The following is an 11,928-nucleotide window of genomic DNA, read 5'->3' as shown; positions in this document are numbered from 1 at the left end:
TCTGTTTCAATCAATATGATTTCCAACCGGTCATACTGTGATATTAATTGTTACAGTTAACTTTGTCAATACTTCTTCCGCTAACTCTATATACAACTTCGATTTAACCTGTCTTTCTATAATAGTGTTCAAATAACAGTTTCTATCTTGTTTTTCTATCGCATCCATCTGATAATACGTTTATGAGCCTCGGCTACTTTGGGGAGATTATATGAAAAGAGGAGAATTTCTATGGTTAGTTTTTCAGACATTAATATTTGGGGCGTGTTATTAGCTACAATCGCAACAATGGTACTTGGTTTTTTGTGGTACTCTCCAATTTTGCTCGGTAATCAATGGGTAAAACAGCGTGGCTTGAAGATGGAGGATATGTCAGGCGGTGGTCCAATTACTTATGTGCTTACAGCATTGACCGCGCTTGGCGGCGCATTTATTTTGGCGCTCCTGCTGACGCTTACGGATGAGCCGACGGCGGTTTCCGGACTAATTATCGGACTGCTGATCGGGATAAGCATCTCGCTCAAAATCGGTATGAACTATTTATTCGAAGGCCACAAGCTAGGACTATATCTGATCACAATTGGCTATCATCTAGTATCATATGCCGTAGCCGGTTTGATTATAGGAATCATGCAGTAGTATTAGCATGAGCAGTATTTAACGGAAAAACGGACTATTTTGGGATACATGATCTGTGTCAAGAAGGATAGGCTCTCTTTTAAAAAAAAGCTCGTCCTTCGGATCACAGATTTTCTCATAAACTATAGCCGTTGTTTTAACCTAATATCCTCTATTTACAAACTCGCCTTAGCTCCAGCCCCAGAAAAAGCCATCTCGCTCCCAAGCCGCTCTTCCTTTATGCAGCTTTCGGAACGCTTTTTTCACATCTTTACCTATTGATTGATTGCCATTGTCGTTAATATAAATAAAATGCTCACCAAAGTGGCTCATAATGTGAGCAACAGCGGCGCTTTGATGTAAAATACCTGCGGATTTCACTTCGTTCAGCATCCACTCTGCGACATCGTCAGCTGTATATGACATTTCTCTCACTCCCTTATCCAATAAATGCTGTAACTATAGCATACTTAGCAGTATCTCCACAAAAAAACACCGTATTCTGCCCGCTGCCGTTCTCGTTCCCAGCACATCATCCGCCCTTCTCCAGCTCCCGGGCTAAAGATTGACAGTTCATTCGCGTTTACTCTATATTATATTTATAGCAATTTAATTTCATTAAATTTAGTTTGACAAACCCTTCCTTTGGAGGTGACAACATGGACAGCAATGAATCATTAAAGCTAGACAATCAAATTTGCTTCGCTCTATATGCTTGCTCACGTGAAATTACGAAGCTATATCGCCCAATGCTTGAGGATATTGGCTTGACCTATACACAGTATGTTACGATGCTCGCTTTGTGGGAGAAGGATGAAGTAACGGTATCTTCACTTGGAAACAAGCTTTATCTTGATTCCGGCACTCTGACGCCGTTGCTCAAAAAGCTAGAAGCAGCAGGCCATATTACACGTACGCGCGATCGTAATGATGAACGCAGTGTAGTTGTTGCACTTACGGAGCAAGGCATCGCGTTGAAGGCTAAAGCCGAAAACATTCCTCTTCAATTATTTTGCAAGCTGGATTCCACACCTGAGGATGCGACCTTGCTGCTAAGGCAAATGCACGAGCTTCTCCACAAAATCCAGAATACCCCTTCCACTAACTAACGTATACAGTCATATAGCCCTTCTAGACCATTCATCTCTAACCTATGATGCGATAGTCAAATTCAAAACTCAAAGGGGGGAAAAATTAATGTTGCAAACCAAACTACGCCAATTTGGATCCACGAATTTGCGGCTTTCACCGCTCGGACTTGGCTGCTGGCAATTCAGTAACGGTACTGGACTCATCGGCAAGTTCTGGCCTGTTCTTCAAGGCAATTCTATAAACGATATTGTAAAAACGAGCTATGAAGGCGGTATGAATTGGTTTGATACTGCTGAAATTTACGGTAATGGACAATCTGAGCAGCTTCTAGCCCGTGCGCTCAGGGAGACCATTCCTGCTAAAGATCCCGTATTCATCGCTACAAAATGGTGGCCTTTGTTCCGTACAGCAGGCAACCTCACGAAGACGATTGATGAACGAATAAGACAGCTTGAGGATCGCAAAATTAATCTGTACCAAGTCCATCAACCGTTCTCCCTCTCCTCCGTCAGCAGTGAGATGAAAGCAATGGCCAAGCTGGCTGCGGACGGAAAAATTCAACATATTGGTGTCAGCAATTTCTCCGCGAAGCAAATGCGTGAAGCAGATCGCGTCCTGCGAAAGCATGGTCTAAGGCTAGCATCGAATCAAGTGAAATATAACTTGCTGGACCGGCGCATTGAGCATAACGGTATTTTGGAGACAGCAAAGGAGCTTGGTATAGCTATTATTGCTTACTCTCCACTCGAGCAAGGCATTTTAAGCGGCAAGTTCCATCGCAACCCAGAGCTTATAAAGTCGATTTCCGGCCCGCGTAAGTGGAGCGCCGCGTTTCGTACTGAGGGGTTAAATCGCTCAAAGCCTCTAATTGACGCACTTGAACAAATTGCTAATCGCTATGACGCTTCCGCAACACAGGTTGCTCTAAACTGGCTCATCCATGCCCACGGCGATACTGTATTCGCCATCCCGGGCGCATCTAAGCTGCATCATGCTGAACAAAATGTCAGAGCCATGCAATTTAAATTAACAGTCGATGAAATGGATGAAATTAATGAAGTAGCGCGATTTGTAAGTCGTTAACCGCGTTAAATAACATAATCATATACTCGCTAATGTAAATGTACGCACTAATTCATTTATCGGGATGCCGAGGTCCATACCCTATCCATAGGGTATGGATATTGATTAGGCGCAGGAGCTTAAAGCTCGATTTTCGGCCTTACAGCTCCTTTAGCTGGCTACTTTGTGGGCTTTAAGCTCGATTTTTGAGCTTATGAACTGTCAGAGGCCGGTTTGATCATGGAAATGGAGGGTTTAAGCTCGATTTTCGGCCTTACAACTCCTTTAGCTGGCTACTTTGTGGGCTTTAAGCTCGATTTTTGTGCTTATGGCCTATCGGAGACTGGTTTGATCATGGAGATGGAGGGTTTAAGCTCGATTTTTGGCCTTACAGCTCCTTTAGCTGGCTACTTTGTGGGCTATAAGCTCGATTTTTGTGCTTATGGCCTATCGGAGACCGGTTTGATCATGGAAATGGAGGGTTTAAGCTCGATTTTCGGCCTTACAGCTCCTTTAGCTGGCTACTTTGTGGGCTTTAAGCTCGATTTTTGTGCTTATGGCCTGCTAGTGGGGTCTTATAAGTCGCAGCTTGTATTGCACACTCATAGACAGGTGCAAGCTGCCACTACACTCACCTTACCATTCTTAATCTGACTTTACATTCATTTTGAGAATGGATTAATTGACATCACTTTTTAAATTGTATACAATTAAATCAAATAAAACATACACCGACTATGGGAGGCTCTCACTATGTCTATATACGATTTAGAGGTAACAACGATCAAAGGCGAGCAACAAACGCTCACTCCTTATAAAGGGAAGGTTATGCTAATCGTCAACACCGCCACCAAATGCGGCTTCGCGCCACAGTTCAAAGGCCTTCAAAAGCTGCAGGATGACTACAAAGACAAAGGCTTTGCCGTGCTGGGCTTCCCCTCCAGCCAATTTGCTAATCAGGAGCTAAGTGACAATCACGCTATCGCGGAGGCTTGTGAAATCAATTTCGGAGTATCCTTTCCGCTATATGCGAAAATTGATGTTTATGGCAGCAACGCTCATCCGCTATTTCAGCACCTTACCAAAGAAGCGCCTGGGTTTTTGGGTTCCAAGATCATCAAGTGGAATTTCACCAAGTTTCTTGTCGATCAGGACGGCAAAGTTGTAAAGCGGTTTGGCCCAAAGGACGATCCCGCTTCAATCGCAAACTATATTGAGAAGCTATTGAGTTAGTAAAAGCAACTAGTATTTTACATATATTAGCGTGTCGCAGCTGACAAAATTGGCATTTAAAACGACTCCTATGCTAAAATACAAAGTGGATAAACAACTAGGAGGATGTTTTTATGCTGCTGAACAAAAAGCGTTTTGGAACGGTGCTGCTGCTAATGATCGCTCTGCTCGTCATCGTTTCTGGTTGTGGCGGAACTAAAGGCCTGCCAGGTAACAATAGCCTCGGGTCTGGCAATACCGGCAATACAACTGCACCACCTGCGACGGAACCACCTGCGACGGAAACACCCGCACCGGAAGGTCCCGAGCTTCTAGGCGCGGACAAGCACCCTGTCGTAACCATTACAACAAGCACAGACAAAACAATTAAAATCGAGCTTTACCCGGAAGTCGCTCCTAATACGGTAAATAACTTTATTTCACTCATTCAAAAAGGATTTTATGATGGACTTATTTTCCACCGCGTTATGCCTGGATTTATGATTCAAGGCGGTGATCCGGATGGTACAGGCATGGGCGGTCCTGGCTACAGCATACCTGGTGAATTTAGTGAAAACGGCTTTGAAAACAAGCTAACACACACGCGTGGTGTATTATCTATGGCTAGAACAGGTGAACCGAATTCAGCTGGTTCCCAGTTTTTCATCATGGTTGCAGACTACCCATCACTAAACAACAAATATGCTTCCTTCGGTAAAGTCACTGAGGGCATGGATGCGGTTGATGAAATTGTTAATCAAGCAACCGATGCTAACGACAGACCTACAGATGATCCAATGATCTCGATGAAAAAGGTAACCGTAGACACGCTTGGCATGACTTTTGAGGAACCAAAGAAAACAGAATAACAACCAACGAAGTTTGTTTTATTAAATAGACCTCGTAGCTAAAAGCAAAAAAGGAGCTAATCGGCTCCTTTTTTTTGCTTTTATGAATAAAGAAGATAAGCCCACTCCTATCCGATTCAACTATGCATGATCCCAAAATTTTATCATATGGTGAAATATAGAGGTGTGAAAAAGGATGGTGGAGCTATGTATTCCTATATGCCCGTTAGTGTGGTGAATGTTAGTAATTCACTCAACAAATCACTGATGGGCAAATATTTTTTAGGTGAAACAGATCAGTTGGATCCGACCGATTCAAACCGCACATGGGCTGCATTAATAAATCCTCCCAACTCCGGTGTTAATTTGTATTTCGATGTCTATGTGCTAAGCAATCTATCCAATGATAAGCTCGTTTCTCAAGTTTGTTTCTGTTCCAACTTGCCCACGTACGGCAAGCAGTCTCATGAAGTGTCTACGGCCAACCTAGCTTTTCAGCCTACGCCATTGCCCCATGGACAAATTCAGTTCGGAACCCATCTTGATACAGCAGCCTTATCAGCAACTCCAGTCTCCACTAGGGTGATCCCCTCTTTTTCGAGTGTATCCAGCGAGAAAGCAGGCCATTGGATCATCTCACCAGGCAAAGCTATCCTATTCACACTAACCGGATCTATGAATCATCAAGCTCCTGCTGTCATATCGTTCGGGTGGTGGGAAGAAGTCATTGGGCGGTACTAGTGGATATGCAAAAGAGTCCCCCATTCGTTTCTGGATGGGGGCTTTTCCTTATATAGAAATGACTCTCGTGGATGAATCAAAACTTTCATGTAATAACATAACAAGACTCATCAGTTGACACTCTTATCCCTCAATGATATGTTGAACGTATGCAGGCATTCCGCGTCAGTTGCGGGGTGCCTATCTCTATGCAAAATAGTAACAGTTCCTATCAAGGAGGTGATATCGCATGATACAAGTGAGGGAATTTATCGATACCGATACCGTCTTTGCCGAAAAAAGAGCAAATGAATTTTTGGCTGAGCTAGAAGACGATCAAGTCATTAACATTTGCTATGGTTCCATGATTAAAACTGCCTCATCCGGTGCGACTTACCAAAGAAGCACGATACTGGTTGTCTATAAACTTATTAAGAAGGAGTAATAATGAAAGCTGGTGATCACATCTCTAAGCCCGGTCAAGGTCCTAAAGATCGCTACGAGAGCTTCTTCAAAGCTCTCTCTCTTACAGCGACGATTTGCCTTTTCGTAATGGCTATTGGCTATATTGTATATCTGATTGTTGTTTAACAGTAACGATAGTTTTGCATTCGTCATACTAGTTATCCAGGAGGCTGTCTATGAAGCACATGACATATAATCGATTATACAAATTGAAAAGCGGTAAATTCAAAAAACCATAGTTATTTTAATACGAGTTAGCTAACCCGCCATTCTGCAGACAAGCATATATGGTGGGTTAAAAAACAGAAGAGGTGCACAAATGGAAATTACGTACAAAATAAATACTCCGCTCCATTCCCAAGATGTTTCCGATGTATTTAGAAGCTCTGGCATAAAACGTCCTGTCGATGACCTGGAGCGTATCCAAAAAATGATTGATAATGCCGATGTAACGATTACTGCATGGGACGAAGAACGACTAATTGGAATTGCTAGAGCAATAACGGATTTCTCTTATTGTTGTTACTTATCGGATTTGGCGGTAAGCATGGATTATCAGAAGACTGGTATTGGAAAAGAGCTTATTGACCATCTGAAGAATCACCTAGGGGACGAGGTTACTTTGTTATTAATTTCTGCGCCGACAGCAATGGAATATTACCCGCGTATTGGCTTTGAAAAGTCTGAAAGAGCATTTGTAATACCTAGAATTAAATAATGGATATGTATGTTTACGCTAATATCCAGCATAAATAAGGCACCTCCCGGCTTTCAAGTCAGAGGTGCCTTATTTCTATTGCTTACGCATTATTTTTAACCATTTGCTACTATAACATCTATTTCACTTTTCAATAGAAGATATCTGTGCACACTTCTTGAAATGGGTACTTTAGTTAGTTTATTTTTATCTACATAAACCTTCATTTGGTCCTTGGAAAGACCCAACAAATCCCCAGCTTCAGAAATGGTATATACAACTTCTTTGCTAGTCGCATTAAACGTTTTTTTTACTTTCTGATTCCAGTCCTCAGATACAAACATATAACCGCAACCCTTCTATTCCTTAACATTAATCTATATTGACGTCATAGATTAATTATACCACTTTCTGAGACTATTTGTTCGAAACTTCCACTGCGCATATTAATGCATATGAGTCAGCACACGGTCCCGCCAAACATCCGGAAGAAAATAGGAGGTCTCTGCCCATGCTTGATGATCTTCTATTTGTAGATTGCTCAGCTGTCCGCTAGCGACTAGCCCGTTGCGTTGATCAGTTAAATTCACTTCTGTTCCACCATCTTCACCATGCCACGCCTCCCCGCTTGTAAGACGGCCTTGTTTGGCAAGCTCTTCAAAAAAAGCGATTCCCGGTTCAATGTTTGATGCGTTGCCACCAAAAGCAATAGCAGCAGAGAGCACAGCAAGTTGCGCATGTTCATCATGAATAACATCACCGATAATGATTTTACTGTTTCCATGCTTCAGATCATTCCAGCTTTGTGGTTGAATTTCTGCAAGCTTATTATTAGCTGAATAAGTAGCTAATGAAATTGTTCCTTGACGGTTAGCGTTCAAATAGGTGTATTTATCAAATGTCCGATCCGAAATTTCGTTTCCATTGTTATTGCTGCCTCCACAGGCAACAATAATGACAAGGGTTGAAGCAAATATAATACCCAGTGTTAGTCGTTTTTTAAACCCGAAGTTTTTCATGATTTACTCATCCTCCAAGTGGTTTATTGTTGGTAGTATCAGCAATTATGTTTCTGTCTATCCTCTTGAACTATACCTCAGTATTATTTTCGCAAAGTAAGCCCTCTTCGAAGGTTTTGTAAAGATTGCAGCCAAGCGTTAACACTCTTCGCCGACCTTGGCGGCGTAAGCTCGTTTCGCGGTGAAATTTAAGCCGAATATAAGGTAAATCTTATACATTCTTATATAAAAAAGCTGCCCCTCGTCATTGACGAATGAGACAGCGATATGGATCGAAATTGCTCGTTGCTAAAGCGCCTGCGATCCATTATTATTAAGTTAAATAAATCCAATGAGGAAAGTTGGTATTATCTGTGAAAGAAATTCCGATTCCTTACGTGCGGAGTAATCAGATTGGCATCGTTGCCCTGCTACTAGTTGCAATCAGCTTTCAAATACCTTGGCTAATTGCCGTCCTGTGGTTGATTCAAGTAATTGGACTCGTATTCGGTCATAAAGCTAATTTGTTTATTATTCTGGCTCGCCCAATTATTCATAACTTTATCACCTATTCTAAATCAGAGGCTGCAGAGCTGCAGCGCTTTAACAATTCACTTGGCGTAGGCTTTCTTACTTTTTCCTTGCTTAGCTTTCTGTTTGGCTGGACTTTGGCAGGTTATCTATTTGCTGGGATGATGGGAGCCGCCGCGCTTGCAGCCATTTTAGGCTATTGCATTGGTTGTACCGTGTATTTTCAATACAAGCAATTGCGGGCACGTCGCTTAACACGCAGCTGAATAAAAAACGAAAGGAGTCGCCGTTTTTAGCAGCAACTCCTTTCTGCTCTTGCTTTGACTGCATTCCATCCAATCACCACTCCATCCAAGACGAAGTGTTTGAGTTAGACTGTATTTCATCCAACCTAATCGTCCGTTTCCCGCTTAAATGGTTCCTAACGTCCTGTTAGATTGGATCTTTTCCATTCAAATACAAAGGAAACGGAAAAAAGTGACGTTTGATTGGACGATATCCATCCTAATCGTCTAGCGATCGAAATCTGCTGAGCACAGCTTACAAATACGGAAGGGTAACGATAACAACTGTGCCCACAGCAGGCTGACTTTCAATACGGACTGTCCCCTTATGAAGGGTAACAATTTTATTTACAATAGAAAGTCCTAGCCCGCTCCCTGACGAAGTACGGTTTCTAGCCTTGTCTGACTTGTAAAACCGTTCGAATATATAGGGAAGATCCTCCTCGGGTATCCCACATCCCGTATCACGAATCTCCACCTCCACGCTTTCCGCGGCTGTTATTTTGACGATGAGACTATGCCCTGGCTCTGAAAATTTGATGCTGTTCGAAATCAAATTCAGCCATACCTCATAGAGCAATTGATAGTCGGCTCTGACAACTATTTCAGGAAGCTCAAGCTCTAATTGCAGCTCCTTGCCCGACCACTGCCATTCTAGTGAAATCAATAGCTGACGAATTTGCTCATCCAGACGGAATTCCGTTATTTGAAGCTGCTGCTTGTCCTTATCGAGGCTGGCAAGCATGAGCAGCTGCTTACTTAAAGCAGATAATCGCATACTTTCTTTTTCTACAATAGTTAAATAATCCTCAGTCTGTCTAGCCGTTGTCTCCTTGTTCAGTACAGCCCTCACTAAGCCTTGAATAGACGTTAACGGTGACTGAAACTCATGAGAGACATTGGCGACAAACTCTTGCCGCATCTGATCCAGCTGTTTAATCGATTGCGTCATCTTAGCAAAATTACGCGCTAACGAACCGATCTCGTCCTTGCGGGAAAGCTGAAGTCCTGCGTCAAAGTCTCCGGCAACGATCTGCTTTGTAGCTTTCGTCAATTGATTAATCGGTCTAACGATTAAGCGAGACAAAAATAAAATGAGAATAAGGCTTATGACAAAGGTAAAACCTATAAGTGCCGCCCCAACGATACGCACGTCTCCAATTTGCTCCTGCAAATCAGGACGAATAAACAACGCTACATTGCCTTCACTCGTTTGCAGTGGAATACCCGCTGTATTCTCCACACTATTTTTGAACAATGTAAAAAGCTCAATTTGGTCACGTTCCTTCTCCATACCCTTGTATTCAGACCCGCTCAGAACCGCTTTGATTTGCTCCTCACTTAATTTTCCGTGCTTGAATGGAGAGCCAAACACTTTACCCTCAAAGCTCTCATTCACTACATAGATTTGAAAGCCAAGCGCTGCGATTTGAGTCATGTACTCGTCCACATTCATTTGGGGGTTATGCTCATAAAGGCTGCCAATGTTTTCAACGATTTTGATCATTTTTTGCACATTGTTGGATTCCAATCTATTTTGATAGTATATGCTTGTTAATGCCAACCCGACGACGCTGCTAATCATGGCGACAATCATAAATGTCAGAACGATGCGGAAATAAAGAGTTTTCATCCTTCGCCCACCTCCAGCTTGTAGCCAAGCCCGCGAATCGTCGTTATCGTAAAATCAGCCACCCTGTCGGCAAACCTCTCTCTCAGCCGCTTGATGTGAACATCTACCGTTCTGCTGTCTCCATGAAAATCCGCTCCCCAAATCAATTGAATTAATTGCTCCCTAGTATAGATACGACCAGGCTGACTGGCTAATTGCGACAGCAGCTCGAACTCACGCAGCGGCAGAGTCATGACTGATTCTCCTACCGTAATTTCATAGCCTCTCCGATCAATCGATACACTCCCAAGCCGAATCACTTCCGACGAGACGAGCCGATATCTGCGCAATAGCGCTCGCATTCGAAACAGCAGCTCCTTAGGATCAAACGGTTTAGTTAAGTAATCATCCGTACCAGCATCAAATCCTTTTTCCTTATCCTCTATCTCTGCCCTTGCCGTCAGCATGAGAACAGGAATATCATACCGCTCCCTTATCTCCTTGCAGAGCTGGAAGCCGTCCTTCCCCGGCATCATCACATCGACAATTGCCATATGAGCCTGCTCATTCTCCAAAAGGCGGGACGCTTCCTCTCCATCCTCCGCCTCGAGCACCGTAAAGCCTTCCTTGCCCAATACGAAACGCAGCAGCTCACGAATCGAAGGGTCGTCATCCGCTATCAATATATGAATTCTCATTATTTGTCTCCTAACCGAGTCGATCTAGTGTTCTACGGTCATTATATTCGTGGTTCGCAGAACAAGCAAACGAATAGCTTCACGGCGTATTATTTTACAATAAAAAGCACCCATCTCCTGAACGTTCAGGAAACAAGCGCTTGATCTTTCTTCGTGTTAGAGATCCACATTTTTGTAAATGACCGTACTCGAGCCTACACTTACTACAATCAGTTTCTGTCCCATGCTGTCTCGTGTATCTTCTGAGTGGAAACGTGGCGCGGACAATTGCCTTAAATGTTCGAAGTCTGGAAATACGACAAGATCCTGCAAATAGGCGGAGATTGTACTGCCGGGCTCCCTCATTCGGTTGAGCGCAGCAATAATATCCTGTCCCGACTCGATTCCAATGCCGTGGCCAAAGTACAGATTGTCATCCAGCATAATCACATTTTCGCCCTGCCACTCTGGCGTGTCCTTGTCATGGTCCGGGTTTTTGAAATAGAGCACATCCCCTGCATACGCTTCGTCTTTATTGTAGGTTGTAATAAGCTGCAAATCACGGTCATGCTGCCAGTCCCTCAAGTACAAATTCGGAAAATAAGTGTTGAATACAGCGTCACCAACCGTATCGAGTACCGCCTTATATAACATAATGATAATTGCTACTGAACATTCAAATCCATATAGATGCCCATTTATGAAAATATCGTTTATACCTACAGAAGGCAATACGCCGCTTTTTAGCTGGAAACCCCCATTATCGGTACGTGTCCAATATCGCTCATTGCTCCTCGAGTTTGCAAATGTAGCAAAGTCTACTCCGCTGGCATAAAGCGCCTTGGCGGCTTCAACTATGTGCAGCCTCATTTTGAGTTCAAATTCTAATGCATCTGCAGAGGGATATCGATAAATAATAGGGCTTTGCTGCTTTTGCCGTAAAATCTTCCTCTCCAGCTCTGTCAACGTCAGCGGATCGAGTTGTATTGAATTACTACCCGAAACAAGTATCACCTTACTTCCCTCCTTAAGATCCTTAAGATTTAATAGCCTCTAGGCTAGGTATATGACAAATTTAAATACTTTCGTTACGAGTTGATTTGCTATTGCTG

General features: G+C 43.0%; 17 protein-coding genes. 11 read left to right on the top strand and 6 right to left on the bottom strand.

Going from position 1 to position 11,928, the window contains the following annotated elements; all coding sequences use genetic code 11:
* The first annotated feature begins 231 nt into the window (after positions 1–231).
* Positions 232–639: a DUF1761 domain-containing protein gene (locus AC0YN7_RS26440; protein ID WP_475813014.1), complete on the top strand. Its 408-nt coding sequence runs from the start codon at positions 232–234 to the stop codon at positions 637–639.
* 168 nt (positions 640–807) lie between these two features.
* Here AC0YN7_RS26440 and AC0YN7_RS26435 read toward each other — a convergent pair whose 3' ends face one another.
* Entirely contained in the window at positions 808–1,044 is a 237-nt protein-coding gene (locus AC0YN7_RS26435) for a DUF6953 family protein (RefSeq protein WP_475813013.1), read from the bottom strand.
* A 233-nt stretch (positions 1,045–1,277) separates the two neighbouring features.
* Between AC0YN7_RS26435 and AC0YN7_RS26430 the strand changes: the two genes are divergently transcribed.
* From AC0YN7_RS26430 to AC0YN7_RS26390, 9 genes are all read left to right on the top strand, one after another.
* Positions 1,278–1,727 (top strand): MarR family winged helix-turn-helix transcriptional regulator, encoded by a 450-nt coding sequence (locus tag AC0YN7_RS26430; protein WP_475813012.1) that lies wholly within the window; start codon positions 1,278–1,280, stop codon positions 1,725–1,727.
* An 88-nt stretch (positions 1,728–1,815) separates the two neighbouring features.
* Positions 1,816–2,793: an aldo/keto reductase gene (locus AC0YN7_RS26425; protein WP_475813011.1), complete on the top strand. Its 978-nt coding sequence runs from the start codon at positions 1,816–1,818 to the stop codon at positions 2,791–2,793.
* A 219-nt stretch (positions 2,794–3,012) separates the two neighbouring features.
* Positions 3,013–3,426: a hypothetical protein gene (locus AC0YN7_RS26420; protein WP_475813010.1), complete on the top strand. Its 414-nt coding sequence runs from the start codon at positions 3,013–3,015 to the stop codon at positions 3,424–3,426.
* A gap of 99 nt (positions 3,427–3,525) precedes the next feature.
* Complete coding sequence (locus AC0YN7_RS26415) at positions 3,526–4,005, top strand: glutathione peroxidase (protein WP_475813009.1); 480 nt, start codon at positions 3,526–3,528, stop codon at positions 4,003–4,005.
* A gap of 113 nt (positions 4,006–4,118) precedes the next feature.
* Complete coding sequence (locus AC0YN7_RS26410; protein ID WP_475813008.1) at positions 4,119–4,853, top strand: peptidylprolyl isomerase; 735 nt, start codon at positions 4,119–4,121, stop codon at positions 4,851–4,853.
* 186 nt (positions 4,854–5,039) lie between these two features.
* Positions 5,040–5,573, top strand: a complete 534-nt coding sequence (locus AC0YN7_RS26405; protein ID WP_475813007.1) for a DUF6143 family protein — start codon at positions 5,040–5,042, stop codon at positions 5,571–5,573.
* 229 nt (positions 5,574–5,802) lie between these two features.
* Positions 5,803–5,997, top strand: coding sequence for a sporulation protein Cse60 (locus AC0YN7_RS26400; RefSeq protein ID WP_475813006.1), 195 nt, complete (start codon positions 5,803–5,805; stop codon positions 5,995–5,997).
* 2 nt (positions 5,998–5,999) lie between these two features.
* Entirely contained in the window at positions 6,000–6,143 is a 144-nt protein-coding gene (locus tag AC0YN7_RS26395; RefSeq protein ID WP_475813005.1) for a hypothetical protein, read from the top strand.
* A 193-nt stretch (positions 6,144–6,336) separates the two neighbouring features.
* On the top strand, positions 6,337–6,735 hold the full coding sequence (locus AC0YN7_RS26390) for a GNAT family N-acetyltransferase (protein ID WP_475813004.1): 399 nt from the start codon (positions 6,337–6,339) through the stop codon (positions 6,733–6,735).
* A gap of 95 nt (positions 6,736–6,830) precedes the next feature.
* On the opposite strand, the gene AC0YN7_RS26385 is transcribed toward AC0YN7_RS26390, so the two are convergent.
* On the bottom strand, positions 6,831–7,058 hold the full coding sequence (locus AC0YN7_RS26385) for a DNA-binding protein (RefSeq protein ID WP_475813003.1): 228 nt from the start codon (positions 7,056–7,058) through the stop codon (positions 6,831–6,833).
* Between the two features lie 102 nt (positions 7,059–7,160).
* On the bottom strand, positions 7,161–7,733 hold the full coding sequence (locus AC0YN7_RS26380) for a hypothetical protein (protein ID WP_475813002.1): 573 nt from the start codon (positions 7,731–7,733) through the stop codon (positions 7,161–7,163).
* Between the two features lie 341 nt (positions 7,734–8,074).
* Between AC0YN7_RS26380 and AC0YN7_RS26375 the strand changes: the two genes are divergently transcribed.
* Positions 8,075–8,509 carry a DUF4395 domain-containing protein gene (locus AC0YN7_RS26375; RefSeq protein WP_475813001.1) on the top strand — a complete coding sequence of 145 codons (435 nt, stop codon included), beginning with the start codon at positions 8,075–8,077 and terminating at the stop codon, positions 8,507–8,509.
* Between the two features lie 274 nt (positions 8,510–8,783).
* On the opposite strand, the gene AC0YN7_RS26370 is transcribed toward AC0YN7_RS26375, so the two are convergent.
* The 3 genes from AC0YN7_RS26370 to AC0YN7_RS26360 all read right to left on the bottom strand — a co-directional run bounded on the left by AC0YN7_RS26370 (position 8,784) and on the right by AC0YN7_RS26360 (position 11,830).
* Entirely contained in the window at positions 8,784–10,160 is a 1,377-nt protein-coding gene (locus AC0YN7_RS26370) for a sensor histidine kinase (RefSeq protein ID WP_475813000.1), read from the bottom strand.
* The gene (locus AC0YN7_RS26365) at positions 10,157–10,837 is read right to left on the bottom strand and encodes a response regulator transcription factor (protein ID WP_475812999.1); all 681 of its coding nucleotides are present in this window, start codon (positions 10,835–10,837) and stop codon (positions 10,157–10,159) included. The genes AC0YN7_RS26370 and AC0YN7_RS26365 overlap by 4 nt, the downstream gene beginning before the upstream one ends.
* A 156-nt stretch (positions 10,838–10,993) precedes the next feature.
* Complete coding sequence (locus AC0YN7_RS26360; RefSeq protein ID WP_475812998.1) at positions 10,994–11,830, bottom strand: protein-glutamine gamma-glutamyltransferase; 837 nt, start codon at positions 11,828–11,830, stop codon at positions 10,994–10,996.
* Positions 11,831–11,928 lie beyond the last annotated feature (98 nt).

The organism is Paenibacillus sp. J31R122 (assembly GCF_056269185.1).
This window is presented reverse-complemented; position numbering and strand designations above follow the sequence as displayed.

Bases quoted from the DNA above. Each gene is read 5' to 3' on its own strand.
- AC0YN7_RS26440 (WP_475813014.1), top strand. From the start codon at position 232: ATGGTTAGTTTTTCAGACATTAATATTTGGGGCGTGTTATTAGCTACA.
- AC0YN7_RS26435 (WP_475813013.1), bottom strand. From the start codon at position 1,044: ATGTCATATACAGCTGACGATGTCGCAGAGTGGATGCTGAACGAAGTG.
- AC0YN7_RS26430 (WP_475813012.1), top strand. From the start codon at position 1,278: ATGGACAGCAATGAATCATTAAAGCTAGACAATCAAATTTGCTTCGCT.
- AC0YN7_RS26425 (WP_475813011.1), top strand. From the start codon at position 1,816: ATGTTGCAAACCAAACTACGCCAATTTGGATCCACGAATTTGCGGCTT.
- AC0YN7_RS26420 (WP_475813010.1), top strand. From the start codon at position 3,013: ATGGAAATGGAGGGTTTAAGCTCGATTTTCGGCCTTACAACTCCTTTA.
- AC0YN7_RS26415 (WP_475813009.1), top strand. From the start codon at position 3,526: ATGTCTATATACGATTTAGAGGTAACAACGATCAAAGGCGAGCAACAA.
- AC0YN7_RS26410 (WP_475813008.1), top strand. From the start codon at position 4,119: ATGCTGCTGAACAAAAAGCGTTTTGGAACGGTGCTGCTGCTAATGATC.
- AC0YN7_RS26405 (WP_475813007.1), top strand. From the start codon at position 5,040: ATGTATTCCTATATGCCCGTTAGTGTGGTGAATGTTAGTAATTCACTC.
- AC0YN7_RS26400 (WP_475813006.1), top strand. From the start codon at position 5,803: ATGATACAAGTGAGGGAATTTATCGATACCGATACCGTCTTTGCCGAA.
- AC0YN7_RS26395 (WP_475813005.1), top strand. From the start codon at position 6,000: ATGAAAGCTGGTGATCACATCTCTAAGCCCGGTCAAGGTCCTAAAGAT.
- AC0YN7_RS26390 (WP_475813004.1), top strand. From the start codon at position 6,337: ATGGAAATTACGTACAAAATAAATACTCCGCTCCATTCCCAAGATGTT.
- AC0YN7_RS26385 (WP_475813003.1), bottom strand. From the start codon at position 7,058: ATGTTTGTATCTGAGGACTGGAATCAGAAAGTAAAAAAAACGTTTAAT.
- AC0YN7_RS26380 (WP_475813002.1), bottom strand. From the start codon at position 7,733: ATGAAAAACTTCGGGTTTAAAAAACGACTAACACTGGGTATTATATTT.
- AC0YN7_RS26370 (WP_475813000.1), bottom strand. From the start codon at position 10,160: ATGAAAACTCTTTATTTCCGCATCGTTCTGACATTTATGATTGTCGCC.
- AC0YN7_RS26365 (WP_475812999.1), bottom strand. From the start codon at position 10,837: ATGAGAATTCATATATTGATAGCGGATGACGACCCTTCGATTCGTGAG.